We start from the raw sequence: 26,181 nt of genomic DNA on the forward strand, positions 1-26,181 counted from the left end.
CACCATGACCAGCCGTGACACCCGACCCGTCAACGCTCCGGCGCAGGGGCAGGCATCGGCCCCCAGGCCGAGGGGTCCGCCGCACACCATGACCAGCCGCGACACCCGACCCGTCAACGCTCCGGCGGCGTGGCAGGCATCGGCCCCCAGGCCGACCGGGGTTACCCGGCCGAAGGCCGGGACCGCTCGGACCTCAACCACCCGTCCCCCTTTCCCGATAGCCGCCAACCCGCCGTCGTAGCGGAGCGGGTCAAGGTGGAGCGCCAATGACGCGCGAAGCGCTCGATGGCGACGACCTTGAGGCGCGCAGCGGAGACGGCCACAATCGGGCGGCGGGAAAGGAGGACACCCCAGCCGGAAAAGCAACCCCACACCATCAGAGCAGGCAACCCCAATGTGCCGACACAGCAGCCGACACAGCAGCCGACACAGGATCTGTTGATGACAGTTGTCATCCCGGAACCATCGGATTGTCATGGCAGGGCGATGACAGCAACGACTACCGTTGGACAGCAGTCCGCGAAAGCCTGGAGGCATGGCTCTCTCCCACTCCCCGCGCCCCCTGGCGGATTCACGCCCACTGGCGGCCCCGCGTGGTGTCTGGCTGGTCGCCCTGGCTGTCGGCATCGTCGTGGCTGTTCTGGCCCACCTGTTCGCGCCGGTGCGGCCCACGCCGGCCAGCGAGGTCACCGGGGACGCGCCCCTTGCCGCTGACGTCGAGGAGGCCCTCGGCGACCGGCTCAAGGAGGTCCAGGGGCTGGCCGTCGCCCGTTTCGACCTCAATGACCCGGACGCGGCCGATACGGACCCGGGCGCGGTCGAGACGGACTCGGACGCGGCCGATACGGACCCGGACGCGGCCGACCCGGACCCGGGCGCGGTCGAGACGGACTCGGACGCGGCCGACACGGCCCCGGACACGGTCGAGTGGGCCCAGGCAGGAACCACCGACGGGACCGTCCCCTTCGACGAGCACACACCCGTCGAGACCGGTTCGATCTTCAAGGGGATCACGGGCATGCTCCTCGCCGACATGGTCGCGGAGGGGGAGACCACCCTGGACCGCACCTTGGCGGAGGTCCTCCCGGAGGTCGACTACACGGACCCCGAGGTCGCCTCCATCACTCTGGAGGAGCTGGCCACCCACCACTCCGGGCTGGGGGCGGTCGCCGACCCGGACCTTCCCGCCTCCGTCCTCGGCACGCTGCCCATGACCGGCCCCTACCGCCACGTCGACCCCCCACTGGAGTCGCTGGCCAGCGCCCGGGCACAAACCAAGGGCACCTTCCTCTACTCCAACTTCGGCTTCGCGGTCCTCGGCGAGGCGCTGGCAGCTGAGGCAGACACCCCCTACCCCGAGCTGGCCCGCGAGCGGATCCTCGACCCGCTCGACATGGACGACACCGTCATCGCCGGTGAGGACCTCCCCGCAGGCGCCGCGCACCCCTACTACGAACCCGGTGTGCGCATCGCGCCGTGGACCAACGCGGACTACGCCCCGGCCGGGATCGGTACCTGGAGCACCACTGCCGACCTGACCAAGCTCGCCGCCGGGCTGACCGACGGCAGCGCGCCCGGAGCGGACTCGACGGACACCGTTCTCGAGGACATCGTCCCCGACAGCTCCGAGACCGTCTCGAGCGGTCTCGCCTGGCAGCGCCACGAAACCGAGGAGTTCGGACCGGTCACCCTGCACGGCGGCATGGTCTACGGCGCTTCCACGATGCTGCTGTTCAACGATGACCGCGCCGTGGTCCTCATGGGCAACACCGCCGTCCTCCAAGAGTCGGCACTGGCCCTCAACCTGCTGTCCAGCCCCGAGGGCACCGACCCCATCAGCGCAGAACCCAGCGTCCTCCTCTACTCGGCGCTCGTGGTCTTCCTCCTGATCGTCCCGCCGGGCCTCCTGATCTCCCTGGCGATCCGCCGCCGGACCCTGATCACCCAGCGCCCGATCGACCGGCTCCGGGTGGTCTCCCTGTCCCTGGGCAACCTCGCGTGGCTCGCCTTCCTCCAGCGCAGCGGCATCTGGTTGGAGGTGCCCCACGTGTCCTTCTCCCTGTCCGCGGGGGTGGTCGCCGCGTCCATCGCCGTCCTGGCCTGGCACTTCGTCCGGGTCCCCACCGAGGCCGGGCGCTTCCGCTGGCTGCACGTCACCGTGTTCGTGTTCTCGGTGCTCTTCTCCCTGACCCTGGGGTCGCTGATGACCTGGGGCCTCGTCGCCGCCTACCTGTGAACGGAGGCATGACTGGAAAACGTGACCGGTCCATGACTCCAGTGACTGGTCCGCATACGCCTTCCCTCTAGAGAATCGCCGTATGACAGCTCCCGAAGTACCCTCCCCGGCCGCCGCGGCCGAACAGAACGTGCCGTCCCGCGGACCAAGGCCCAGAGCCCAGGCCGCACCCGGCCGGACACTGCTCGTGGCCCTGGCGGCCGGTGCCGCGGTCGGCCTCATCGCGTTCCTGCTCTTCCCGCTCCTGCCCCACCGCTCCGCGTCCGGGGCCGAGTTCGAGGGGGACGCCCCACTGGTCGACGATGTCTCGGCCGCCCTCGACCCGGAGCTGGTCCAAGGCCTGGCTGTCGCCCGATTCCCGAACGAGGACCCGGACGGGATCGAGTGGGTGACCGCGGGGACCGCCGACGGTACCGAGCCCATCGGCCAGGACACCCTGTTCGAGACCGCGTCGGTGTTCAAGGCCTTCACCGCGATGACCCTCGCGGACATGGTGGAGAACGGCGAGACCTCGCTGGACCGCACCCTCGCGGACATCTTCCCCGAACTCGACTTCTCCGATCCGGAGATCGCCGACGCGAACCTGGAGGAGCTGGCCACGCACCACGCCGGGTTCGTGACGGAGGCGGAGACCGGTCTCCGCGGACCCGTGGCGACCCTGGTGTCCGGCGACATGTACCGCACCGCCACGCCGCCCCTCGAACACGCGACCGCCACCATGTCGCTGAACCGGGGCTCCTACCAGTACAGCAACGCCGGTTACGCCGTCCTCGGTGAGGCCCTGGCGGCCGAGTCCGGCACCGACTACCCGGACCTGGTCCGCGAGCGGATTCTGGACCCGCTGGGCATGGACGACACGTACGTCGTCGACGACGGGGTGCCGGAGGGCGGCGCCGGTCCGCACGCCGAACCCGGCGCGCGCGTCCAGGAGTGGCGCAACACCGACTACGCGGCGGCCGGGATCACCACCTGGAGCACCACCGAGGACCTGGTCCGCTTCATGACCGCCGTGGCCGACGGCAGCGCACCGGGCCTGGGCTCGATGGACCCCGTCCACGATCCCTTCGACGCGGCGATCCCGGGGCAGATGTTCGACGGGACCGGTATCGGTCTGGGCTGGCACCTGCTCTACGTTTCCGATGTCGGTCAGGTGACCTGGCACAGCGGCGGCACCCTGGGCAGCCGGAGCATGGTTGCCACGGACGGGGAGCACTCCGTCGTGGTCATGTCCAACAGCTTCTCGACCGACTCCGTCAACCTGGCCTTCGACCTGCTCGGGGACGATCCGGAGCCCCTCGCCCCGACCTTCGCCCCGTGGCTGTTCCTGTCGCTGACCCTGGCCATGGTGCTGCTGCCGTCGCTCCTGCTGTTCGCCCTGGTGCTGCGCCGCCGCACGCTCATTGCCCAGCGGCCCCTCGACCGGCTGCGCATCGTCTCGCTCACCCTCGGGTCCGTGGCCTGGCTGCTCGCCGCCCTGCGGGTCGGCGGTTGGGTGGACACGCCTCCGTTCGTGTGGGCTCTCGGCGTCGCCCTGGTTGCCGCAGCGCTCACGGTCGCCGTGTGGCACTGGAGCCGGGTGCCCGTCGAGGCGGCCCGGTGGCGCTGGCTGCGCATCACGTTGTTCGTGCCCTCGGTGCTGTTCTCACTGGCCCTCGGTTCTCTGGCGCTGTGGGGCACCCTCACCGCCTGGTCCTGAGCCGCGACCCGGCCCTGTGCCGTGACGGTGGGGCGGGCGCCCTCGGCCCCGCTCCACCTCAGGTGCCGGGCGCTCACCCGCGGTTGGACTAGTGACGGTCGTTGTACCAGAGCGCGAGGGCGGTGCGGTCCCGCAGGTCGAGTCTGCGCAGGACACTGGTGATGTGGTTGCGGACGGTGCCCTCCGATATGTGGAGGGCACGGGCGATCTCTCGGTTGGTGGCGCCGGAACCGACCTGGTGCGTCACGTCCAACTCCCGTGCGGTGAGCCCGTGGTCGGCCGGGGGAGTCACGGGGGAAACAGGAGTTGGGACCGGTGGGGTGATTCCGGCGATCATCCGTTCGGCGGCGTACCCGAGCAGTGTGCTCTCCCCACGAGCTGCCCGATGGACGGACCCGGCGACGTCGTCGAGTTCGGCGTCCTTGAGCAGGTATCCCTTCGCCCCGCTGCGCAAGCACGCGAACAGGTGCTCGTCCTCATCGAAGCTGGTCAGAACCACCACCGAGATCCCGGGATGCTCCACTCGGAGGCGCTCGACCAGCTCCGTACCGTTCATCCGCGGCATGTGCACGTCCACCAGGGCCACGTGCGGCGGCTCGGCTAGTTCGGCCGAGGAGAGGAGTTCGAGCGCCTCCACACCATCGGCCGCCTCGCCGACGATTTCCACACCCGCCTCGGCTGCCAGCAGCCGGGCGAGACCGCGCCGCACGATCAGGTGGTCGTCCACCAACAGCACCCGAACCCGCTCAGTCACAACGCCACTTCCCATTCACGTGCCCGCTCGTGTGGGTACGCCGTTGCCGGAACCCGGGCCCGAAGCTCGAACCCGCCACCCGCGCCCGGACCCGTATCCAATGCTCCGCCCAGAGCGGCAAGGCGTTCGCGCAACGCGGTCAGTCCGAACCCCGGCGCCCCGTCCCCCGGCCCCTGGCCGTCGTCGGTGACCCGAAGGTCCAGTCGGTCCGGCCCGGCATGCGCGGCCACCTCGATGCGGCTGGCACCGGAGTGGCGCAGCGCGTTGGTCAGCGCTTCCTGTACACACCGGTAGGCGACCAGCTCGGCGTTCCCGTCCAGTCCGTCGGGCCAGGAACCGGTGCTGGTGAAGCTGGTGGAAACCCCCAGGTTACCGAACGACTCCGTGAGCGAGCGCAGTGCGGCCGGACCGGAACGTTCGGCCAGCCCGAGAGGCTTGAGGGCACGTACCCAGCGGCGGGTGTCGGCCAGGGTTTCCTTGGTCAGGCGACGGGCCTGGCCGATGTCCTCATGCAGGTCGTCGAGGAGTTCCCGGGGCAGATCCCCGGGTAGCGCGGCCGCGGAGCGCTCCGCGTTGAGCAGGCACACGTGGACGGCGCTCAGGTGGTGGCCGGTGCTGTCGTGCATCTCCCTGGCCATGCGGGCGCGTTCGTCGGCGATGGCGCGTTCCCGGTCGCGGGCGGCGTGCTCACGCAACAGGGAGTGCGCCTCCTGCAGCTCCGCCAGGAGGTCACGGGTGCGCTGGCTCTGCCGGGCCGCGCCGACCAGTACCCATATGGCCATGAGTGGGACCAGGCCGTAGGCGAACATCAGCGCCCCGTTGAACATGGCATAGCCGAGTGGAAGGCCCGGGAGAGCCAGTCCGGCAGCAGCGTTGACCACGGCGAACACCAGTGCTTGGGCCAGCCCGCCCGTCGTGCCGAACGCGCACGTGGCAAGGGCGACGGACACGGCGACCAGCCCGAAGGCACCGAAATCCATGACCGGGATGAGGAGGACGGTCGAGGCGAGGAAACCTGCGGTCAAGGCCCGCCTGTGGGCAGGTGCCCGGCGTTCCCACGCAGTGAACGGCCACAGGGCGCAGACGGGGAGGAGCGCGCCGAGCATGACCAGGTAGACGGGATCGGGGTGCGGGAACGGCGACGGGATGAACCGGCCTTCGGCCATGGCGTTGAGGGTCCGCACCAGGACGAAGCCGAGCACGGTGGCCCCGAACAGTACGTGGACTGCGAGGCGGGGGCGGGGGCCGCGCGGGTCGAGCCGGTCGGGGAGGTGCCGCTGGCGGAGTTCGGGCATGGTGGGAGTCTGCCAAACCCGAACCACGGACACGAAGCGCTCACCGAGGAGGAGCGCACCCATGACCGCGCACCTATGACCGCGCACCCATGACCGTGCGCCCATGACACCCGTGACTGTTGGATCGGCAGGGCCGTCGGGCACCATGATGCCGGATCCCCGCCCCGCCCGTGTCAACCCCTAGCGCCTTCAAACCTGCCCCGATCCGCCGTGCCCCGGCTGGAGGAAGACCGACCATGCACCCTTTGGCCGATGCCCAAGACCAGATGATCCCCTTCGTTCCGCTTCTGCTTCTCCTGTCCAGCCTCGGCCTGATGTCGGTCGTGCTGGTCGTTATGGGGATCATGGGGCGCAGGCGGATGATTCGGCCGAACCGCTTCTTCGGTATCCGCACTTCGTACACGTACTCCAGCGACTTCGCCTGGTACACGGTGCACGAGGCCGCTTCGCGGTGGTCGCTGTTGGCCGGTGTGGCGATGCTGCCCGCGCTAGCCCTCATCCCGGCGGCCGCGACCGTGAACGGTCAGCTGGCCGCGACGCTCGCCCCGACCGCGGTGAGCCTCACCCTGCTGTTCATCGGTATGTGGCGGGCGCAGCGGTTCTCCCGGGAGCGTGAGGCCCGGGAGGCGGGCCGCGCCGACCTGACCTGAACCCCGGCGGACAGAGGTCAGCCCGCCGCGCGCAGCGTCCGGCACACCGCGAGGAGCCGCTCGCGCAGGACCGCGCCGCGTTCGGCGAAGTCGCGCTGGTACTCCATGTACGCGGCCTTGCCCTCGGCGGTCTCGATCCGGACCGGTTCGTAGCCCCACTCCACGAGGTCGTACGGCGAGGCCCGCATGTCCAGGGTGCGGATCTCCTTCGAGAGTTCGAAGCAGTCCACCACCAGCTCTGACGGAACCGCGGGCGCGAGCTTGTACGCCCACTTGTACAGGTCCATGTTGGCGTGCAGGCACCCCGGTTGGTCCAGCTCGGCCTGCGCCTCCCGGGTGGGCTGGAGGGTGTTGCGCGGGCGGGCCTCCTCGGTGAAGAACCGGAACGCGTCGAAGTGCGAGCACTGGATCCGGTGCGACTCCACGACCCGGTCGGTGCCCTTGTGGCCCAGCCGCAGGGGGACCTGCGAGTGCCGGACGTCCTCGGTGCGGTACACCATGGCCCACTCGTGCAGCCCGAAGCAGCCCAGGTGCGCGGGGCGCTCGGCCACCGAGGTCAGCAGCCGCTCCACGAAGTCCAGAACCGGGCGCGCGGCGAGGAAGCCGGGTACGTCCAGTCCCACCCCGCCGTCGACCTCGGTGTAGAAGCGCTCGGAGAGCCGCTCGCGGGCGCCCTCGCCCAGCAGCACCGATCCCGCACCGGGGTGCCAGCGCCGCAGCTGCGCGGGCTTGAGGTTGTAGTAGGTGAACAGGAAGTCCTCGACGGGGTGCCGTTCGCCCGCGCGCCGCCGCCGCAGGTGGTCGCCGACCAGTGCGTCCACGCGCTGCGCGTGCTGTTCGGCGCGCCCGCGCCACTCCGTCTCCGCCAGGCCCGTCAGGGGCTCGGTACTCGTTCCCGTCACGGGCCCCAGGATATGTGCCGTGCTCCGCGCACCTGGCCTAGTCTGCGGATGTGCTGATCCCCACCGACGACCAGATCCGGGCCCTCCACGAGCGGTACGCTCCCACAGCCGAGGCCTTCGAGCGCGTGTACACGCACTGCCGTGCCGTGTGCGAGGTGGCGGAGCAACTCCTCGACCGCGCTGCCCCGAGTGTGAACGCTGATCTCGTGCGGGCCGGCTGCCTGCTCCACGACATCGGCGTCTACCGGCTGTACGGACCCGACGGGCAGCTTGACGGCTCCCGCTACGTCAGCCACGGGGTGCTCGGCTACGAGCTCCTGGCGGGGGAGGGGCTGCCTGAGGCCCTGGGCCGGTTCTGCTCCCACCACACCGGGGTGGGGATCACCTGCGAGGACGTGCGCTCCCAAGGGCTGCCCATCCCGGTCGCCGACTACCTGGCCGAGTCGCCCGAGGAGGAGCTGGTCATGTACGCGGACAAGTTCCACAGCAAGAGCCAACCGCCGGTGTTCCTCACCGCGGACGCCTTCGCGGCCAAGGTCCGGCGCTTCGGCGAGGACAAGGAGCTGCGGTTCAAGGAGCTGGTGGAGCGCTACGGCGAACCGGATCTGGAACCGCTGGCCCGGCGCTACGGCAACTCCCTGGTCTAGGCCCTCAGTTCGACTGCTGTACCGGCAGGTGGCGTCCCAGGTAGCCCACGTAGACGCGGTTGGTGGTGTCGGGACCCAGGTGCGGGAAGAAGTACAGCCGCGGGCAGATGCCGTATTCGATGTCCAGTTTGATGTGCGCGTACATCGGTACCCGGCCGGCCGGGTCCACCTCGTGCGGGACCCGGAACACCCGCTTCTCGTTGAGTTTCCCCCGGTTGCGGACGTAGTCGGACTCCTGCGAGGCCAGGCGCTTGACCGGGATCACCCGGTAGCCGTTGGGCGGGTCGCGCAGGTAGGAGTGGAAGCCCAGCCCGCTACCCGGGTTGTCGAACTGGTAACGGGCGTAGTCGTTGAGCGCCAGCAGCGCCTCCCAGGCCCGGGTCACCCACAGGCCCTCTTTGCGGCTGTCGGACAGCTCGTACACCGTCTGGTCCTCGATCGTGAAGAACAGGTGCGGCAGGGCCGTGCCGTCGGTGATCCGTTCCAGGAGCTCCCGGACGCTGGCGGGGGCGCGCTGGTCGGGGTCGCGTGGGGCCGGCGCCGCGGCCAGCCGGTACAGGCCCTCCTCGCGTACCCGGTCGCGCAGCCACCGGTTCTCGTAGCGGGCCTTGCGCCCCTCCTCCCTGGCCGTGGCCAGCTCGTCGGCCAGGTCCGCGGTCTCGGCGAGTAGGGCCTGGCGCTCGTCGGACAGCTCCTCGATCCGCCCGCTCAGCCGGCGGACCTCCTCTTTCAGCCGCTGTGTCTGCTTTTCCTGTGCCTTGGCGGCAGCGGCGGCCGCCAAACCCGCCGTGCCGTCCGAGTCCTGTTCCGACTGGTGCGCGATGACGTGCCCCGATCCGGTGGGCGGCGCCTGCTGGGGGACCGCGGGCCCGGTGCGCGGGCCTGCGCGGAGGTCGTCGGTCTCCTCGGTCAGAAAGGCGTCGATCGCCCTGAGCGGTTCCGGCAGCCCGATCCCCACAGCGTTGTCGCGCACCCGCCGGGACAGCGCGGCGCCGACCCAGTTGCGGATGCGCTCGCCTTCGCGGGCGGTGTCGAGGGTGTTCGGACTCATCCGCGGGTGCCGTCCGGCGTCCTCCTCGTCGGCGAGGTCCACCTCTGGTAAGAACGTGCGCACCCCGCCCGCGGGCACGTCCAGGTCCCGGGGGAGGGCCCCGTCCACCCGCTCCAGGGCGGCCGCGTCCAACACGTACCCGGCACACATGCCGGTACAGCGGGACAGGGCCCCGGCCATGGAGTTGCGCCATTCGGCGACGGTCACGTCCCGCGGCGCCCCGGTGGCGACGATCGCCAACCGCCTGAGGGGATCGCGGACGGCCGACAGCAGTGCGTCCACGGCGGCGTCGTCGCGGCCCCGCACGATCTTCGGTGTCGGGGGCAGCGGGTGGGTGCCGTCGTGGGCCCTGACCGAGTCGAGGAGCATCCGTGCGGCCTCTGGCGGCATCACGTCCAGCCGGGGGGCTTCCGCCGGGTTGCCGGCGTTGCCGGGGGCGGTGGGGTCGACGGTCATGTCGAGCCACACGAAGTTCCAGGGGGCGAGCTCGGGGTCGACGACCACGGTGACCAGGGTGCGCCACACGCCGTCCGGCTTCTCGGACTCGGTGACCAGGCGCAGGAAGGTGAGGCCCTCGTCGGTGTTGTCGTGCCGGGCGACCAGGGCGCGGGAGCGGTTGCTCAGCTCGTAGCGGCCGGAGGTGCTGAAGTCCACGCGCGCGCCCGAGTTGCCGCGTTTGCTGAGCCACCGTGAGAGGAAGCCCGAGGTTACGGCGACGAGTTCCCCGTCCGCGTTGGGTACTGCGACGAGCGTGCGGTAGACGAGCGGCAATGGGCCCTCCCGGGTTCCCGTCGGCGGCGGTGGACCCGAGGGTCTGGCTGAACGTACTGGCAGAGCCCTCCCCACCACTGTGTATCAAGGATCGCGCGGATGCCAGCGGTTGACCAAAGATCCCCTGACGTCGTTGCTCGTGCTCCACTGTGGCAAATCCCAGTGGGTAGGTTGGATGGTCTGGACAAGGCGGGTGCCGTTGGCCGGGGCTACCGTCGCCCACATGACCACGCACCCGTTCTGGCTGGCCGGCACCGCCGCGACCGGCGACACCGAAATGACCGTCCTCAACCCCTACACCGGTGCGGCGGCGGGCACCGTCTCCGTGCCCACCGAGGCCCAGGTCGATCAGGCCGTCGCCGCCGCGCACGCGGTGGCCGACGAGGCCGCGGCCCTGCCCGCGCACGTGCGTGCCGGTGCACTCGACCACGTGTCCCGCCGGATCGGCGAGCGCGCGGAGGAGATCGCCCAGGTCATCACCGCTGAGAGCGGCAAGCCCATCAAGTGGGCCCGTGCCGAGGCGGGCCGCGCGGTCTCCGTGTTCCGCTGGGCCGCCGAGGAGGCCCGCCGTGACAGCGGCGAGCTGCAGCGCCTCGACACCGACCCCGGCGGCACCGGCCGGATGGCCATGATCCGCCGTGTCCCCAAGGGCCCGGTCCTGGGCATCTCCCCGTTCAACTTCCCGATCAACCTGGTCGCCCACAAGGTCGCCCCCGCCGTCGCCGTGGGCGCTCCGGTAATCCTCAAGCCCGCGCCGGCCACCCCCATGACCGCCCTCATCCTCGGTGAGATCCTCGCGGAGACGGACTTGCCCGCGGGCATGGTCTCGGTGCTGCCCATGCCCAACGAACTGGCCTCCCCGCTGATCACCGACGAGCGGCTGCCCGTCGTCTCCTTCACCGGCGGCCCGTTCGGCTGGGAGATCCAGCGGCGCGCACCGCACAAGCACGTCACCCTGGAGCTCGGCGGCAACGCCGCGGCCGTGGTGCTGGACGACGCCGACCTCGACTGGGCGGCCCAGCGCGTGGCCCTGTTCGGCAACAACCAGGCCGGTCAGGTGTGCATCGGGGTGCAGCGGGTGGTGGTCACCGACGCCGTCCACGACGACTTCCTTCCGCGCCTGGTCTCCCAGGTCGAGGCGTTGGGCACCGGCGACCCCGACGACCCGAAGACCGACGTCGGGCCGCTGGTCGACGAGGCCTCCGCCGAGCGGGTGGCGGCCTGGATCGACGAGGCGGTCGGGGCCGGGGCCACCCTCCTGACCGGCGGCACCCGCGACGGCGTGACCGTGGCGCCGACCGTCCTGGCCGACGCGCCCTCCGACGCCAGGGTGGTGCGCGAGGAGGTGTTCGGTCCGGTGCTGGTCGTCCAGCGGGTCGCCGACACCGGCGCTGCCTTCGCCGCGGTCAACGACAGCGACTTCGGCCTGCAGGCGGGCGTGTTCACCCGTGACCTGCCCACCGCCTTCCGCGCCCACCGGGAGCTGGAGGTCGGCGGTGTGGTGGTCGGTGACGTGCCCACCTTCCGCGCGGACCAGATGCCCTACGGCGGGGTCAAGGGCTCGGGTGTGGGCAAGGAGGGCCTCCGCGCCGCGATGACCGACCTCACCCATGAGCGGGTCCTCGTCCTCACCGGCATCGACCTGTAGAGGCAGGGGGTGCCGGGCCCAGCTCCCGGCTCCGGCCCGGTGCCTCGGCCGCAGGCCGCGGCGCCGGGCACCCTTACAGCTGGGCCGCGTGGTTGTAGAGCCGTTCGGCCTCCGCGCCCAGGCGCGGCCCGTACTGGGTGTCCCGGTCGTCGGCGTACTTGAAGCTCACGACGGACGAGATGGCGCCCTGGCCGCTGTCGGGGTCGAAGCCGGAGAACCAGGGGCCGCCGCTGGATCCCTGGGTCATGGTGCAGCGCATCCCGTTGGCGGTGGTGCCTCCGGTGTCGGGGACCGTCCGGCCGGAGCAGTAGTGCAGGTCCCGGCCGTCGAAGGGGGACGCGGCGGGGTAGCCGAAGGCGTACACCTGGACTCCGTCGGCCACGCTCTGCTCGGTCCAGGTGTCGAAGGCAAGGGACTGGGCGCCGACCCGGTCCTGTACCGCGTCGCCCTCGTCCTCGTTGAGGACCACCATGGCGAAGTCGTAGCTGTCGTCCGCTTCGTTGGCCCACTCGGGGGCGACCAGCATGTCGCGGGCGGTGTACCTGCCGTGCGGGCCGTCGCCGTCGGAGTAGCCGGGCACGAAGGTCCAGTTGCGCGCCCAGGAACCGGTGCCGTCCTTGGCGCAGTGTCCGGCGGTCACCAGGGTGCTGCGGTTGTCGGCCTCCACGACCGAGGCCGAACAGGTGAAGTCGCGGTCGTCCATGGTCAGGAATACTTTGCCGGTGGTTTCGGTGACCAGGCCCCCTTCGGCCCAGGGCTCTCCGTCGCTGTCTGGGTGGGCGGCCTGCGGTTCGGCGCCGGCCCTGTCCGGCCCGCTGGGCGCGGTGAGTTCGAGGGCCGGGTCGAGCATGCTGGTGATGGGCTTGGCCGCGGCCATGCGGTCCGCAGTCCAGTAGTCGAGGACGGCGGCGCTCTGCTCGTTGGTGACCGCCCCGTTCTGGTGAACGACCCCGTCCATCCGGGAGGAGGCCTGCTGTACGGGTACGGCCTGTGCGGCGGGGGCGTGCGATGCGTGGATGGCCTGGGTGACCGCCGACGCGGGGGCCGGGAGTTTGTCGACGATGGCGAGGCCGCCGAGGGCGACCGCGGCGGCGGCCAGCGGGGCGAGGATCTTGTGTGCGGTGGACGAGGTCATGGCCACGATTTTTGCACACTTGGAGTAACCTATTGACTACTTTAAGTTTGTGGCGTGGCTTTCTCGGGAAGGTGGCCGACCGGCACTGCGGGAGTCGTGCCGATCGGCCACCGGTACTGCCGGGCCCTGAACTCTCCCGTTACCCGAACGGGATGGTGACCTGGGTCGGGTTCTCCTCGGGGGAGCTCACCTCGACCGTGTTCCCGATCTCGCTCTCACTCGTGTAGCGGGCGTCGTCGCTGTCCACCACCACGGCCAGCCGGTGTCCGGCCGGGATGTCCCAGACCACCGAGGAGAACTCGGTCTCCACGGTTACCGGCTCACCGGGGGTGCCGTCGCGCAGGGTGTACGGCGCGTGGCTGAGCAGGGAGCCCGTGCCCCGGTCGTTCATGGCGTACAGGTACACGTACACCGACTGCTCCTCCGCGGTGGGGGTGAACGTGAACGTCACTTCGGGGGTTCCGGCCACGCGGGCGCCGTCGGGGTAGTCGGGGCTGGTCCACACCGCCGCCCGGTGCCGGTCCACAGTGGGCAGCGAGACGCCGGTGGGCACGTCGAAGAACTGCTGGAGTGCCCCGGACACGATGACCGTGCCGCTGCGTGCAGTCGTGCCGATGCCGGTACGGAAGTCGTACTCCCAGCCGGTCGCGGGCTCGGGCTCCATGGCGCCGCTGCTCTGCCAGCGCCCCCAGTCGGTGCTGGGCTGGTCGAGGTAGTACTGGTCGCTGCCGGTGGTCAGGGAGGGCCAGTCCGAGTGGGAGGTCCAGTCGCCACCGCCGTTGTTGGGCTTGACGTGCACCGGGTCCTCGGCGCCGATGCCGTTGTCCTCGCCCTTGAGGTGGTGGTCGAACCAGCGCGTGAGGTCCTCCCAGGTCTCGTTGGGCAGCCCGACAGCCCCGAACGCTTCCTGGGTGGCGTGGTCGCCGGGGGCCAGCATCAGCCGCTTCGGGCCGGAGAGCTCTTCGTAGAAGTCGGCCAGGTGGCTGACCGGGAACATGCCGTCGTTCCAGCCGTGCGCGATCATGACCGCCGTGCCGTTGGCGTTGATCTCGTCCACCTTGGTGGCCGCGGAGCGGTCCGGTGCGTGTTCGAGGATGGGGTCGACGTTGCCGTTCCGGTACTCGCGCTCCATCTCCTCGAGCGTCTCGCCGGGCGTGCCGAGCAGGTTTCCGGCCAGGAGCAGGAGCTCCGCGGACTGCTCGTCGATGGTCTCGTTGGGGTAGAGCGAGGCCTCCAGGTCGGCCCAGCCGCTCATGGACCCGACCGCCTTGACCCGTTCGTCCTCGGCCGCGGTCAGCAGGCTGATGCCGCCGCCGTAGGAGATCCCGGCCATGCCGATGCGGTCGGCGTCGGCCTCGGTGTTGTCCAAGGCCCAGTCGATGACGGCGCTGGCGTCCGCGCGGTCCTCGGGCCCGGCCACCTCGATCCCGCCGCCGGAGTCCCAGAAGCCCCGTGAACTGTAGGCGACGACCTGGTATCCGGATTCCTCGGCGAGACGCTTGGCCGCGCCGACGTAGAGGATGTGCGGGGTGGCCCATGCGGACGGCATGACCAGCAGCGGGTGCGGTCCCTCGGTGCCGGTGGGGGTGATGACCTTGGCCTTCAGTTCGGTGTCGTCATGGCTGACGATCGTCTCGTAGCTGATGGTGGAGCCGACGGTGTCGGCCGCGGCGGGGGATACGGTCGCGGCGGCGATCACGGCCGCGAAGGTGCAGGCGAGCGTTTTGGTGCGCGGGCCTGCGGTGTCGCGTGATGGGGAGGAGAGCATGTCGGGAACCTCGGGGGTGGTGGGCGGGGGGAGGCTCCGATGGACTGTCGCGCCGTCGCCATCGGGGAGGGCCGGTCGGGGTGCGGCCGTACCGGGTGTGATCGGTATCGTTCTTTACTGTGAAGTAGGTTACTAACGAGTTAAGTTAAGCCATTCGCACGCCCCTGTAAAGACCCGGGTTCTGGAAGGGCCGAGACCTCTCCTCCCGCGGGTGCGTGACAATGGAGGGGTGCGAGAAGAACAGCAGCGAACAGTAGTGATCCTGGGTTCGACCGGTTCGATCGGCACCCAGGCCATCGATATCGTCCAGCGCAATCCCGAGCGCTTCCGGGTGGTGGGGCTGGCCGCGGGCGGCGGCCGCGTGGATCTGCTCGCCAAGCAGGCGGTGCAACTCGGGGTCGACCGGGTGGCCGTGGCGGACACGGCTCAGGCCGCCGAGCTCACGCGGCTCGTCGGCGAGCAGGGCGGTACCGCCGAAGTGCTTGCCGGTGCCGACGGTGTCGCCGAACTGGCCGGCTCCCCGTGCGACGTCGTCCTCAACGGGATCACCGGCGCGCTGGGCCTGGAGTCCACGCTCGCCACGCTGCGCGCCGGGAACACCCTCGCCCTGGCCAACAAGGAGTCCCTGATCATCGGGGGGCCCCTGGTCCGCGACCTGGCCGAACCCGGCCAGATCATCCCGGTCGACTCCGAGCACTACGCCATCGCCCAGTGCTTCCCGTACCGCCCCTGGGAAGAGCTGACCAGCCCGGCCCAGGGCCTGGTGCACGCCCGGCTGAGCGAGGTGCGCCGCCTGGTCGTCACCGCCAGCGGCGGCCCCTTCCGCGGCCGCCGCGGCGACGAGCTCGCCGACGTCACCCCGGCCGAGGCGCTCAACCACCCGACCTGGAGCATGGGCCCGGTCATCACCGTCAATTCCGCCACCCTGGTCAACAAGGGGCTGGAGGTGATCGAGGCCCACCTGCTGTTCGACATCCCCATCGACCGGATCGACGTGGTCGTGCACCCGCAGTCGATCGTGCACTCCATGGTCGAGTACGTGGACGGCACCACCCTGGCCAAGGCCAGCCCGCCCAGCATGATGATCCCGATCGCCTACGGGATCGGCGCACCGGAACGCGTTCCCGACGTGGCGCCCGGCATGGACTGGACCAAGGCGCAGAGCTGGACCTTCGAGCCCCTGGACGACGAGGCCTTCCCCTCCGTTCGGCTGGCTGCGGAGGTCGGTTCGGCGGGCGGGACCGCCCCCGCCGTCTACAACGCGGCCAACGAGGAGGCGGTCGACGCCTTCCTCAAGGGAAACCTCGCGTTCCCGTCCATCATGGACACTGTCGCCCAGGTAGTCTCTGAACACCAGCGGACGGACCGGCCCGGGGCCCCGACCCTGACCCTGGACGACGTGTACGCCGCTGACACCTGGGCCCGCACCCGCGCGCGCGAGTTGCTCGCCCGCGGTTGAGGACCGACATTGGCTTGAGGAGAGATACATGGTCGTGCTGCTGACCGTGGTCGGGATCGTCCTGTTCTTCGTGGGACTGCTGTTCTCGATCGCTTGGCATGAGCTCGGCCATATGTCCACGGCCAAGATGTTCGGGATCAGGTGCACCGAGTTCATGGTGGGCTTCGGTAAGACCCTGTGGTCCTTCCGCAAGGGCGAGACCGAGTACGGGATCAAGGCCGTGCCACTGGGCGGCTTCGTGCGTATGGTCGGCATGCTCCCGCCCGGGCAGCGGGGGGCCGAAGGCAGTTCCCGCAAGATGTCGCGCTGGCGGGCGATGGCCGAGGACGCCCGGGAGGCCTCCTACGTGGAGCTGGCCCCCGAGGACCAGGACCGGCAGTTCTACCAGCGCGCCCCGTGGAAGCGCCTGATCGTCATGTTCGCCGGCCCGGGCATGAACCTCATCCTCGCCACGATCCTGCTCGGCGTGCTCTTCATGGGCATCGGGGTCCCCAAGAGCAGCACCGAAGTCGGCGAGGTCCAGGACTGCGTGGTCCCCGCCGGTGCCACCGTCACCGAGTGCACCGACGACTTCGACCCCACCCCCGCCGCAGAGGCCGGGCTGGAGGCCGATGACGTCATCGTCTCCGTCGGCGGTGTGGAGACTCCGGACTGGGTGCACGCCAACCAGCAGATCCGCGAGTCCGTCGGCCCCACCGAGTTCGGTATCGAGCGCGACGGCGAGCGCTTCACCACCACCGTCGACCTCATCGAGAACGAGCTGCCCGCCCGCGACGCCGAGGGCGACTACGTCTACGAGGTCGACGAGCAGGGCGACCACGTCTACGACGACCAGGGCCGCAGGGTCCTGGCCACCGAGACCGTCGGCTTCCTGGGCATCGTCTTCGCCCAGGAGCGCGAACCCCTCACGGTGACCGAGTCCGCCGCCGAGGTGGGCGTCATGCTGGTCAACGTCGGTGAGGCGATCATCGCCCTGCCCAGCCGGGTGCCCGAGGTGTTCGGCGCCGCCTTCCTGGGCGAGCAGCGCACCGAGGACTCCCCGGTGGGCATCGTCGGCATCTCCCGGATCGGCGGCGAGATCATGTCGCAGGGCCTGCCGGTGGTGGACACCGCCGCGATCATGCTCAACATCCTCGCCGGGGTGAACCTCTTCCTCTTCGCCTTCAACATGCTGCCGATCCTGCCGCTGGACGGCGGCCACATGCTCGGGGCGATCTGGGAGTCCATCAAGAAGTGGACCGCGCGGCTGTTCCGCAAGCCGGACCCAGGGCCGGTCGACGTCGCCTTGCTGACACCTGTGGCCTATGTCGTGGTGGCCTGTTTCCTGGTGTTCAGTGTCATTTTGCTCGTGGCGGACCTGGTCAACCCGGTGCTCTTGTTCGGCTGATCCGGTGTGAAGGGTCCCACTTCGGGCCGTGCGTTCCCTCAAGGGCGGGTAACCTTGGGGTCGCGTTCCGGGAACGGCGCCGAGGCCGAGGCCGCTGCGATGGTGCACCCGAACGCGGCTCCGGGCGCTGTTCCGGGCGCCCTTCCTCACGAACCGGACGACCACAAGTGCCGCCCCCCTCCGGCGGTAGACGAGGTGAATCAAGCGTGACCATCGATCTCGGTATCCCCGCAACTCCGCCGCGCCCGATGGCGACCCGGCGCACGACGCGGAAGATCATGGTCGGGAACGTTCCCGTCGGTGGGGACGCCCCGGTGTCCGTGCAGTCGATGACCACCACCCGCACCGCCGACATCAACGCGACGCTCCAGCAGATCGCCGAGCTGACCGCCTCCGGCTGTCAGATCGTCCGGGTGGCCGTTCCCACCAACGATGACGCCGAGGCGCTGCCGGTGATCGCGAAGAAGTCGCAGATCCCGGTGATCGCCGACATCCACTTCCAGCCCAAGTACGTGTTCGCCGCGATCGAGGCGGGCTGTGCCGCCGTGCGCGTCAACCCGGGCAACATCAAGAAGTTCGACGACAAGGTCGCCGAGATCGCCAAGGCGGCCGGCGACGCGGGCACCCCGATCAGGATCGGGGTCAACGCCGGTTCGCTCGACAAGCGCCTGCTGGAGAAGCACGGCAAAGCCACCCCCGAGGCGCTGGTGGAGTCCGCCCTCTGGGAGTGCTCGCTGTTCGAGGAGCACGGTTTCCGCGACATCAAGATCTCGGTCAAGCACAACGACCCGGTCGTGATGGTCAACGCCTACCGGCTCCTGTCCGAGTCGTGCGACTACCCGCTGCACCTGGGTGTCACCGAGGCCGGCCCGGCTTTCCAGGGCACCATCAAGTCCTCCGTGGCCTTCGGCGCGCTGCTGTCGGAGGGGATCGGCGACACCATCCGCGTCTCCCTGTCGGCCCCGCCGGCCGAAGAGGTCAAGGTCGGTGCGCAGATCCTCGAGTCCATGGGCCTGCGCGAGCGCGGCCTGGAGATCGTGTCCTGCCCGAGCTGCGGCCGCGCCCAGGTGGACGTGTACACGCTCGCCGAGGAGGTCACCGCGGGGCTCGAGGGCATGGAGGTGCCGCTGCGCGTGGCCGTCATGGGCTGCGTCGTCAACGGCCCGGGTGAGGCCCGTGACGCCGACCTCGGTGTGGCCTCCGGCAACGGCAAGGGCCAGATCTTCGTCAAGGGCGAGGTCATCAAGACGGTGCCCGAGTCCAAGATCGTGGAGACCCTCATCGAGGAGGCCATGCGCATCGCGGAGGAGATGGGCGAGAGCGGGGCCGAGGGCGAGCCCAGCGTGTCCGTCGCCTGACCGGCCCGCACCACACCGCTTCCTGGGGGGAGCACGGCGAACGCCGTGCTCCCCCCTTTGCGTGGGTGGAACAGCGCGTGGCCGAGACCGTGTGCTGGAGAACAGTGTGCGGGCGGAACAGGTCGGGGCTCGGGGCGCTTACATCTAACGCTGCGCTCAGGTCGCCCAATGTTGCAGGTCAAGCGGGCGTCATCACGGAGAGTCAGGTCATATGGCATGTGTCACTCTTGCGTGCGTTTTCTTGCGCGCAGACGCATGATTGCGCCGGAGAAGTCAGACAAACGCAACGTATGTGGGTCATGTTACTCAGGCAACACCATTAACGTTGCCTAGGGCACATTTGGGGCGCCGTTGGTTCGAGACGGCGCCGAACTTGTGTCTCAGTCCCGCAGAACGTCGAGGAGTCATTTCGTGGTGGACCAGAAGACCCGCGTGCCCGAGAGCACGGGTGTGCCCACGCTCGGGCAGCGCCTGAGTCGGCGCAAGCCCGTCGAGAAGCTGGTGGCGGAGACCGAGAGCGGAAACGGGCTGCGCCGCACCATGGGCTTCTGGCAGCTGTCCATGATCGGTATCGGCGCCACTCTGGGCACCGGCATCTTCGTGGTCCTCGGCGAGGCCGTCCCGGTCGCCGGCCCCGCCGTCATCCTGGCGTTCGTCCTGGCCGGCGTGACCGCGCTCTTCTCCGCCCTCGCCTACGCCGAGATGGCCGGGATGATCCCTGCTTCCGGTTCGGCTTACTCCTACAGCTACGCCACCATGGGCGAGTTCATGGCCTGGGTGTGCGGCTGGTGCCTGATGCTCACCTACGGAGTCTCCGTTGCCGCGGTCGGCGTCGGCTGGGGCCAGTACATCAACGAGCTCCTGTACCTGACCACCGGGCTGGCGCTGCCCGTCGAGTTCCTGGTCGGCCCCATGGAGGGCGGCCTGATCAACGTGCCCGCCGCCATCGTTGTCCTGCTGTCGATGTTCGCCCTGCTCGCCGGGGTCCGCGAGAGCACCCGCGTCAACGCCGTCATGGTGGTCATCAAGGTCGCCGTCCTGGTGATGTTCGTGGCCATCGCGATCACCGCCGTGCAGGACGGCAACTTCGCCCCGTTCATGCCGATGGGCATGGCCGGTGTCTCGGCAGCCGGCGCCACCCTGTTCTTCTCCTACATCGGCTTCGACTCCGCCTCCACCGCGAGCGAGGAGGCCAAGAACCCGCAGCGGGACCTGCCGCGCGCCATCATGTTCTCGATGATCGTGGTCACCGCGATCTACTGCCTGGTGGCCTTCAGCGCGGTCGGCGCACTCAACTGGACGGAGTTCGCCGAGGGGGAGACCTCCCTCGCCGGAATCCTGACCATGGTCACCGGAACGCCGATCTGGGCGGTCGTCTTCGCGGCCGGCGCCGTGCTCGCCCTGGCCAGCGTCGTCCTGGTCGTGCTCTACAGCCAGACCCGCATCCTCTTCGCGATGTCCCGGGACGGGCTCATCCCCAAGGCCTTCTCCAAGGTCGACGCCAAGGGCACCCCGCGCGCCAACACCGTTATCACGTCGCTGTTCATCGCCTTCCTGGCGTCGCTCATCCCGCTCGGCCCGCTCGCCGACGCCACCGCGATCGGCACGCTCTTCGCCTTCGCCCTGGTCAACGTGGCCGTCCTGGTCCTGCGCAAGCGCCGCCCCGACCTCAAGCGCGCCTTCCGGATGCCCGGCGCCCCGGTCACCCCGGTCCTCGGCGTCCTGGCCTGTGCCTACCTGATGTTCAGCATGTCGTTGAGCGTCTGGGTGGCCTTCGGTGTCTGGCTCGCGCTGGGCCTGGCCATCTACTTCGGTTACGGCATGCGCCGCTCCGCCCTCGAGACCGAACCCGCCTTCGAGGTCCGTTCCTAGCGCTTCCGCCCCGTCCCGACCCACCGCGCCAAGCCCGAGCCGGTGGGTCGGGTCGCGAACAGGAGATTGTGCGCAACAGAACGTTGCCGTTCGGCGGGAAGTCGCAACAGAGTGCACGCCCGGCGCACAGTTTCCACGCGGGTGTCCACCTAGAGTGGACGCGGCCGAACAGCGACGACACACCGGGGGTGAAGAGCGATGCCCACACCACTGCGCGTGGCCCTCGACCAGGGCACGGGACGCAGCGGCGACACCGCCGACGCCCTCGACCGGCTCCGGGACCGGGCCCGAGTGGCAGCGGCCCACGGGGCCGCCCTCCTGGTCAGCCCGGAGATGTCGCTGACCGGGTACAACATCGGTCCCGAGGTCGACCGGCTGGCTGAGCCCGCGGACGGGCCGCTCTTCGACGCGGTGTCCCGGATCGCCGCCGACACCGGCTTGGCGATCGTCTACGGCTTCGCCGAGCGCGCGGACGGGAACGTGTACAACGCGGTGCAGCTCGTGGACGCCACGGGGTCCTCCCAGGCGCTGTACCGCAAGGCCCACCTGTACGGCGGCCTGGACCGGGACCTCTTCAGCCCCGGAAGCGAGCTGGTCGTCCAGGCCGACATCGGGGGCCACCGGCTCGGCTTCCTGATCTGCTACGACGTGGAGTTCCCTGAGGCGGTGCGCGCGCACGCGCTGGCCGGGACCACGTTCCTCGTCGTGCCCACCGCCCTGATGGGCCCCAACACCTCGGTGGCCACCCTCCTCGCTCCGGCCCGGGCAATGGAGAACCAGATCCACCTCGCCTACGTGAACCGCTGCGACACCGAGGGCGATCTCGACTACGTCGGGCTGAGCGCCCTCGTGGGGCCCGACGGCACCGAACTGCTGCGGGCCGGTCCCACCGAAGCCCTGTTGGTCGGCGACGTCGACCCCGCGGCCGCCGAGGAGACCCGGTCCGAGCTCTCCTACCTGGGGGACCGCCGCCCGGATCTGTACTCCGCCCCGCTGAACTGACCGGCACCGAACACCCGGCCCGTGCCCCGGGACGACCGCCACCCCGGGAAGACCGCGAACACCCAGCGAAAACGCTGCTTACCCACCATCCCCGTGCCCAGTGAAGGAGGGCCTCATGACGTCTGCCGTGCCCACGGCCGCCGGTAACGCTCCCGCCAACGCCTCGGCGGACGACCGTCCCCTGACCATGTCAGGGCCCGACTTCCCGTTCGCCTACGACTCCTTCCTGGCCTCCCCGGCCGGGCTGGGCCAGGTGCCCGCCGAGCACCACGGCGCCGAGGTCGCGGTCATCGGCGGCGGCCTGTCCGGCATCGTCGCCGCCTACGAGCTCATGAAGATGGGTCTGCGGCCGGTCGTGTACGAAGCGGACCGGATCGGCGGGCGCCTGCGCACCGAGCGCCTGCCGGGCTGCCCCGAAGACGTGGTCGCCGAAATGGGCGCGATGCGCTTCCCGCCGTCGTCCACCGCCTTCTGGCACTACGCGGACCGGATGGGCCTGCGTACCAACGCCTTCCCGAACCCGCTCTCCGGAGCCACCCCGAGCACCGTCGTCGACCTCAAGGGCGAGTCGCACTACGCGACGCACCTGGACGATCTGCCCGACGTCTACCGCGATGTGGCGGAGGCCTGGGACCGCACGCTGGAGAGCGTCGACCACACCCGGATGCAGACCGCGATCCGGGAACGCGACGTGGCCGCGCAGAAGGAGATCTGGAACCGGCTGGTCGAGAAGCTGGACAACCAGACCTTCTACGGCTTCCTGTGCGAGTCCCCGGGCTTCTCCTCCTTCCGCAACCGGGAGATCTTCGGACAGGTGGGCTTCGGCACGGGCGGCTGGGACACCGACTTCCCCAACTCCATCCTGGAGATCCTGCGGGTCACCTACACCGGGGCGGACGACGACCACATGGGCATCGTCGGAGGCGTCGACCAGCTCCCGCTGCGCCTCTGGGAGGACGCACCGGACAAGCTCGTGCACTGGGCCCAGGGCACGTCTTTGTCCTCGCTGCACGGCGGCGAGGCCCGCCCGGCGGTCACCGCCCTGCGCCGCACGTCCGCCAAGGGCTCCCCGGCGGGCAACATCACGGTCACCGACGCCTCCGGTTCCACCCGGACCTACCCCTCCGCGGTGTTCACGGCGCAGTCGTGGATGATGCTGTCCAAGATCGACTGCGACGACGACCTGCTGCCGATCGACCACTGGACGGCGATCGAGCGCACCCACTACATGGAGTCCTCGAAGCTGTTCGTACCGGTGGACCGCGCCTTCTGGCGCGACAAGGACCCGGAGACCGGCAGGGACGTCATGAGCATGACGCTCACCGACCGCATGACCCGGGGTACCTACCTGCTAGAGGGCGAGGACCCGGACGGCCCCGCGGCGATCTGCATGTCGTACACCTGGTGCGACGACTCGCTCAAGTGGCTGCCGCTGTCGGCCAACGAGCGCATGGAGGTCATGCTCGCGTCGCTCGGCAAGATCTACCCGAACGTCGACATCCGCTCCCACATCACCGGTGACCCGGTTACCGTCTCGTGGGAGGACGAGCCGTACTTCATGGGCGCGTTCAAGGCCAACCTGCCAGGCCACTACCGCTACCAGCGGCGCCTGTTCACGCACTTCCACCAGGAGGACCTGGCCGAGCGCCACCGGGGCCTGTTCCTCGCCGGCGACGACGTGTCCTGGACGGCGGGCTGGGCCGAAGGCGCCGTCCAGACCGCCCTGAACGCGGTGTGGGGCGTCATGCACCACTTCGGCGGCGAGACCGACCCGACCAACCCCGGTCCCGGTGACCTCTTCGACGAGCTCGCCCCGGTCACCCTCCCGGACGACTGACCCCCGGCGAACGGACCGCTGACCCGGCGCTCGGACCGCGCTGAACCATGGCCCCTCCGAGTCCCTCCGTGGCCTCGACCCACGGGGCTGTGGAGGATGCGGCGTCCGTGTACTGTCCTCAGGCAGGGAAGGTACCCGTGGTACCTGCGAGTCTCCGTGTTCGGAGAGGCGCTCGGCCACGGGTACGCCTTCCCGCCGACGAGGAACGGGAGCTGTGCGACACGGTCGTGGCCGTTGCGCCCAGGGCCAGTACGGCCCCGGCCCGTGCTCGAACCCTGAGGACGACGATGGCGAACGCGGTGGACGGAAGAAGGTCGGTCACGAGCAAGGTGCTGGCGCTGTTGGGCGCCTTCACACCCGACACGCCCGAACTCAACCTGACCGAGTTGGCCCGGCAGGCCAGGATCTCCCTGCCCACCGCGCACCGCCGCGTCTCCGAGCTCGTCGAGTGGGGTGCGCTGGAACGCGGAGCGGACGGCCGCTACCGGATCGGTCTGCGCCTGTGGGAGGTGGCCTCCCTGGCCCCTCGCGGCCTGGGCCTCCGAGAGGCGGCCAGGCCCTTCCTGGATGACCTGTACGAGGTGACCCGGGAGAACGTGCAGCTCGCGGTCAGGGAGGGCAGCGAACTCGTCTTCGTCGAGCGGATCGGCGGGCGGGACGCCGTCCCGGTCCTGACCCGGGTCGGCGGCCGGTTCGACCTGCACCCCACCGGCGTCGGCATGGTGCTGCTCGCGTACGCGCCCGCCGACGTACAGGAGGAGATCCTGTCGTCGCCGCTGCGCGCTTACACCCCGAGGACGGTGACCGACCCCGTAGACCTGCGCCTGAGGCTGGCGGAGGTGCGCCAGAAGGGCTACGCGGTCAGCGAGGGCCAGGTGACCACCGACGCGCTGTCCGTCGCGGCGCCCGTGTTCGGCTCCGGCGGCTCCGTCGTCGCCGCCGTCTCCTTGGTGGTGCGGCTCGACGACGCACGTCCCCGTGCCCTGGCGCCCCTGGTGCAGGAGGCCGCCCGGGGGATCTCCCGGGCACTGAGCACCGCTTCGGCCGGCGACTCCTAGTCCCAGCTAGCCTCGGCGGTCCCCTGACGGGCCTTCGCCGTGTGCTGTCCCTGGCGCCTGACCGGCCGTGTCGGGATCTGTGGAGGCCAGGCGCGCACCGCTGCCGCGCAGGAAGGCCACGGCGATCCCGCCGAGGACGAACACACCGGCGGTGACCGCGTAGAGCTGGCCGGAGGACCACCCGGCGTCCAGGAGCGCGCCGGTGATGAGCGGGGCCAGGATCGCGCCGAGCCGGCCCACCCCGATCGCCCAGCCGACGCCGGTCGAACGCACGGAGGCGGTGTACAGCGAGGGCGTGATCGCGTACAGGCCCGCCACGCATCCGTTGCTGAACAGGCCGATGGCACCGCCGAGGGCGAACGCCAGTGCCAGGACACCGGTGGTGGGCACGAACGCCACCAACAGGACCGCAGCCAGGATCGTGTACACCACGAGGACGTGCTTCAGGGCGAAGCGGGCTGCGGCCACACCCAGGATCGCGGCGCCGAAGATCCCGCCGACGTTGAGGAGCGTGCCCCCGGTGATGCCCTCGTTGGCGGAGAGGCCCGCCTCCACCAGCAGTGTCGGTGTCCAGGAGGTCACGAAGTAGAAGCCGTACATCACCATGAAGAACGCCACCCACACCAAGAGCGTCGAGCGCACGGTCTCCGGCGTGAGCAGTTGGCGCACCTGGCCCTTGGGCTTCGTGTCCTGAGCGGTCACCGGGGGCAGGGCCTCCAGCGCGGGCTGGCCGATCCTGCGCATCAGCGCGTTGACCCGCTCGAGGGCGTTCGCGGGGCGCTTCGAGAGCAGGTGGTCCAGGGACTCGGGAAGCCGGACCAGGACGATGGGGATGAGGACCACTGTCATCAGCCCGCCCGCGAGGAAGACCGAACGCCAGCCGAACTGGTCGATCAGCAGTACGGAGAGGACACCGCCCGCGGTCGCGCCCACCGCGAACCCGGCAGAGTTGAGGCTGACCGCCAGTCCACGCCAGCGCTGGTTGGCGGACTCGCTGGCGATCACGTTCGCCGAAGCGAGCATGGCGCCGATGCCCACGCCGGTGAGGATGCGAAGGAGCCCCAGCTGGGCCGCGTCCTGGGCGACGGATGACAGCAGCATGCCGACCGCGGCGATGACCAGGCTGAGCAGGGTGAGGTTGCGGCGTCCGATGAAGTCGCCGAGTGGCGCCAGCAGGATGGATCCGGCAGCCATGCCGAACAGCCCCGCGCTGAGGAGGAAGCCGACCTGGGCGCCGGAGAGCCCCCAGTCGGCGGCGACGGCATTGGCGGTGAAGGCCATGACGAGGACGTCGAATCCGTCCGAGACGTTCAGGGCGACGCAGATGATGACCGTCCCCCACTGGAACCGGGTCATCGCGCTGGCGTCGATGCGCTCTCGCAGCTGAGCAGCCATCTGGGACGAACCCTCCGGGGCGGGGATGTGAATCGCACCACATGGTCATGGGTGCTCGTGTGGGGCGCAACATACCTTTTCACCCAGTGAAAGGCATTTCGCGTTGACCCCCCGGCGGCCGGGTCCTGGTCCGGCTGCCTCGGTTCCCTCGACGTGAGTGCGGCCACCGGGCGCCGCCAGTCACCCGGGTGGATCCGGACCGGACGGCCTCGGGCTGGGGCTGGACGGCACGGGCTCTCGCAGGGGTTCTGGCCGGCGGG

General features: G+C 70.1%; 20 protein-coding genes. 12 read left to right on the forward strand and 8 right to left on the reverse strand.

The annotated features are described in order from the left end of the window. A partial coding sequence (locus ACYVDG_RS12135; protein WP_460749831.1) for a hypothetical protein occupies positions 1-201 on the reverse strand: 201 nt, incomplete at its 3' end. Between the two features lie 334 nt (positions 202-535). Here ACYVDG_RS12135 and ACYVDG_RS12140 point away from each other — a divergent pair. Both ACYVDG_RS12140 and ACYVDG_RS12145 read left to right on the forward strand, forming a co-directional pair. Further along, the gene (locus ACYVDG_RS12140; RefSeq protein ID WP_460749836.1) at positions 536-2,236 is read left to right on the forward strand and encodes a serine hydrolase domain-containing protein; all 1,701 of its coding nucleotides are present in this window, start codon (positions 536-538) and stop codon (positions 2,234-2,236) included. Positions 2,237-2,318: 82 nt separating this feature from the next. Further along, a complete protein-coding gene (locus tag ACYVDG_RS12145) occupies positions 2,319-3,932 on the forward strand; it encodes a serine hydrolase domain-containing protein (protein WP_460749842.1) in 1,614 nt (537 codons plus the stop codon). Between the two features lie 88 nt (positions 3,933-4,020). On the opposite strand, the gene ACYVDG_RS12150 is transcribed toward ACYVDG_RS12145, so the two are convergent. Beyond that, on the reverse strand, positions 4,021-4,686 hold the full coding sequence (locus ACYVDG_RS12150) for a response regulator (protein WP_460749845.1): 666 nt from the start codon (positions 4,684-4,686) through the stop codon (positions 4,021-4,023). Beyond that, positions 4,683-6,044, reverse strand: coding sequence for a sensor histidine kinase (locus tag ACYVDG_RS12155; protein ID WP_460749848.1), 1,362 nt, complete (start codon positions 6,042-6,044; stop codon positions 4,683-4,685). Before ACYVDG_RS12155 ends, ACYVDG_RS12150 begins: the two co-directional genes overlap by 4 nt. 173 nt (positions 6,045-6,217) lie before the next feature. Between ACYVDG_RS12155 and ACYVDG_RS12160 the strand changes: the two genes are divergently transcribed. After that, positions 6,218-6,631, forward strand: a complete 414-nt coding sequence (locus ACYVDG_RS12160; RefSeq protein ID WP_460749852.1) for an SdpI family protein — start codon at positions 6,218-6,220, stop codon at positions 6,629-6,631. A 17-nt stretch (positions 6,632-6,648) separates the two neighbouring features. Here the strand turns inward: ACYVDG_RS12160 and ACYVDG_RS12165 are convergent, their stop codons facing one another. Next, on the reverse strand, positions 6,649-7,533 hold the full coding sequence (locus ACYVDG_RS12165) for a 3-methyladenine DNA glycosylase (protein ID WP_460749857.1): 885 nt from the start codon (positions 7,531-7,533) through the stop codon (positions 6,649-6,651). Positions 7,534-7,583: 50 nt separating this feature from the next. Here ACYVDG_RS12165 and ACYVDG_RS12170 point away from each other — a divergent pair, with 50 nt between their 5' ends. Then, on the forward strand, positions 7,584-8,180 hold the full coding sequence (locus ACYVDG_RS12170; RefSeq protein ID WP_460749861.1) for an HD domain-containing protein: 597 nt from the start codon (positions 7,584-7,586) through the stop codon (positions 8,178-8,180). Positions 8,181-8,184: 4 nt separating this feature from the next. Here the strand turns inward: ACYVDG_RS12170 and ACYVDG_RS12175 are convergent, their stop codons facing one another. Next, positions 8,185-10,002 carry a hypothetical protein gene (locus ACYVDG_RS12175; protein ID WP_460749864.1) on the reverse strand — a complete coding sequence of 606 codons (1,818 nt, stop codon included), beginning with the start codon at positions 10,000-10,002 and terminating at the stop codon, positions 8,185-8,187. A 223-nt stretch (positions 10,003-10,225) separates the two neighbouring features. Between ACYVDG_RS12175 and ACYVDG_RS12180 the strand changes: the two genes are divergently transcribed. Continuing rightward, positions 10,226-11,650 carry an aldehyde dehydrogenase family protein gene (locus ACYVDG_RS12180; protein ID WP_460749868.1) on the forward strand — a complete coding sequence of 475 codons (1,425 nt, stop codon included), beginning with the start codon at positions 10,226-10,228 and terminating at the stop codon, positions 11,648-11,650. 73 nt (positions 11,651-11,723) lie between these two features. Here the strand turns inward: ACYVDG_RS12180 and ACYVDG_RS12185 are convergent, their stop codons facing one another. Next, complete coding sequence (locus tag ACYVDG_RS12185) at positions 11,724-12,785, reverse strand: trypsin-like serine peptidase (RefSeq protein ID WP_460749873.1); 1,062 nt, start codon at positions 12,783-12,785, stop codon at positions 11,724-11,726. A gap of 139 nt (positions 12,786-12,924) precedes the next feature. Further along, on the reverse strand, positions 12,925-14,553 hold the full coding sequence (locus tag ACYVDG_RS12190; RefSeq protein ID WP_460749877.1) for a CocE/NonD family hydrolase: 1,629 nt from the start codon (positions 14,551-14,553) through the stop codon (positions 12,925-12,927). A 256-nt stretch (positions 14,554-14,809) separates the two neighbouring features. Here ACYVDG_RS12190 and dxr point away from each other — a divergent pair, with 256 nt between their 5' ends. From dxr to ACYVDG_RS12225, 7 genes are all read left to right on the forward strand, one after another. Continuing rightward, positions 14,810-16,012, forward strand: coding sequence for a 1-deoxy-D-xylulose-5-phosphate reductoisomerase (gene dxr / locus ACYVDG_RS12195; protein ID WP_460750250.1), 1,203 nt, complete (start codon positions 14,810-14,812; stop codon positions 16,010-16,012). Positions 16,013-16,040: 28 nt separating this feature from the next. After that, on the forward strand, positions 16,041-17,399 hold the full coding sequence (locus tag ACYVDG_RS12200) for a M50 family metallopeptidase (protein ID WP_460749880.1): 1,359 nt from the start codon (positions 16,041-16,043) through the stop codon (positions 17,397-17,399). Between the two features lie 206 nt (positions 17,400-17,605). Continuing rightward, positions 17,606-18,757 carry a flavodoxin-dependent (E)-4-hydroxy-3-methylbut-2-enyl-diphosphate synthase gene (ispG, locus tag ACYVDG_RS12205; protein ID WP_460749883.1) on the forward strand — a complete coding sequence of 384 codons (1,152 nt, stop codon included), beginning with the start codon at positions 17,606-17,608 and terminating at the stop codon, positions 18,755-18,757. A 411-nt stretch (positions 18,758-19,168) separates the two neighbouring features. Then, positions 19,169-20,629 (forward strand): amino acid permease, encoded by a 1,461-nt coding sequence (locus ACYVDG_RS12210; protein WP_460749888.1) that lies wholly within the window; start codon positions 19,169-19,171, stop codon positions 20,627-20,629. Between the two features lie 198 nt (positions 20,630-20,827). Further along, on the forward strand, positions 20,828-21,631 hold the full coding sequence (locus ACYVDG_RS12215; protein ID WP_460749892.1) for a carbon-nitrogen hydrolase family protein: 804 nt from the start codon (positions 20,828-20,830) through the stop codon (positions 21,629-21,631). 115 nt (positions 21,632-21,746) lie between these two features. Continuing rightward, entirely contained in the window at positions 21,747-23,468 is a 1,722-nt protein-coding gene (locus ACYVDG_RS12220; RefSeq protein WP_460749895.1) for a flavin monoamine oxidase family protein, read from the forward strand. A 287-nt stretch (positions 23,469-23,755) separates the two neighbouring features. After that, entirely contained in the window at positions 23,756-24,526 is a 771-nt protein-coding gene (locus ACYVDG_RS12225; protein ID WP_460749900.1) for an IclR family transcriptional regulator, read from the forward strand. Positions 24,527-24,532: 6 nt separating this feature from the next. Here the strand turns inward: ACYVDG_RS12225 and ACYVDG_RS12230 are convergent, their stop codons facing one another. Beyond that, entirely contained in the window at positions 24,533-25,921 is a 1,389-nt protein-coding gene (locus tag ACYVDG_RS12230; protein WP_460749905.1) for an MFS transporter, read from the reverse strand. Positions 25,922-26,181 lie beyond the last annotated feature (260 nt).

Source organism: Nocardiopsis oceani (assembly GCF_054777395.1).

Bases quoted from the DNA above. Each gene is read 5' to 3' on its own strand.
- ACYVDG_RS12140 (WP_460749836.1), top strand. From the start codon at position 536: ATGGCTCTCTCCCACTCCCCGCGCCCCCTGGCGGATTCACGCCCACTG.
- ACYVDG_RS12145 (WP_460749842.1), top strand. From the start codon at position 2,319: ATGACAGCTCCCGAAGTACCCTCCCCGGCCGCCGCGGCCGAACAGAAC.
- ACYVDG_RS12155 (WP_460749848.1), bottom strand. From the start codon at position 6,044: ATGGGTGCGCTCCTCCTCGGTGAGCGCTTCGTGTCCGTGGTTCGGGTT.
- ACYVDG_RS12160 (WP_460749852.1), top strand. From the start codon at position 6,218: ATGCACCCTTTGGCCGATGCCCAAGACCAGATGATCCCCTTCGTTCCG.
- ACYVDG_RS12180 (WP_460749868.1), top strand. From the start codon at position 10,226: ATGACCACGCACCCGTTCTGGCTGGCCGGCACCGCCGCGACCGGCGAC.
- ACYVDG_RS12185 (WP_460749873.1), bottom strand. From the start codon at position 12,785: ATGACCTCGTCCACCGCACACAAGATCCTCGCCCCGCTGGCCGCCGCC.
- ACYVDG_RS12190 (WP_460749877.1), bottom strand. From the start codon at position 14,553: ATGCTCTCCTCCCCATCACGCGACACCGCAGGCCCGCGCACCAAAACG.
- ACYVDG_RS12200 (WP_460749880.1), top strand. From the start codon at position 16,041: ATGGTCGTGCTGCTGACCGTGGTCGGGATCGTCCTGTTCTTCGTGGGA.
- ACYVDG_RS12215 (WP_460749892.1), top strand. From the start codon at position 20,828: ATGCCCACACCACTGCGCGTGGCCCTCGACCAGGGCACGGGACGCAGC.
- ACYVDG_RS12220 (WP_460749895.1), top strand. From the start codon at position 21,747: ATGACGTCTGCCGTGCCCACGGCCGCCGGTAACGCTCCCGCCAACGCC.
- ACYVDG_RS12225 (WP_460749900.1), top strand. From the start codon at position 23,756: ATGGCGAACGCGGTGGACGGAAGAAGGTCGGTCACGAGCAAGGTGCTG.
- ACYVDG_RS12230 (WP_460749905.1), bottom strand. From the start codon at position 25,921: ATGGCTGCTCAGCTGCGAGAGCGCATCGACGCCAGCGCGATGACCCGG.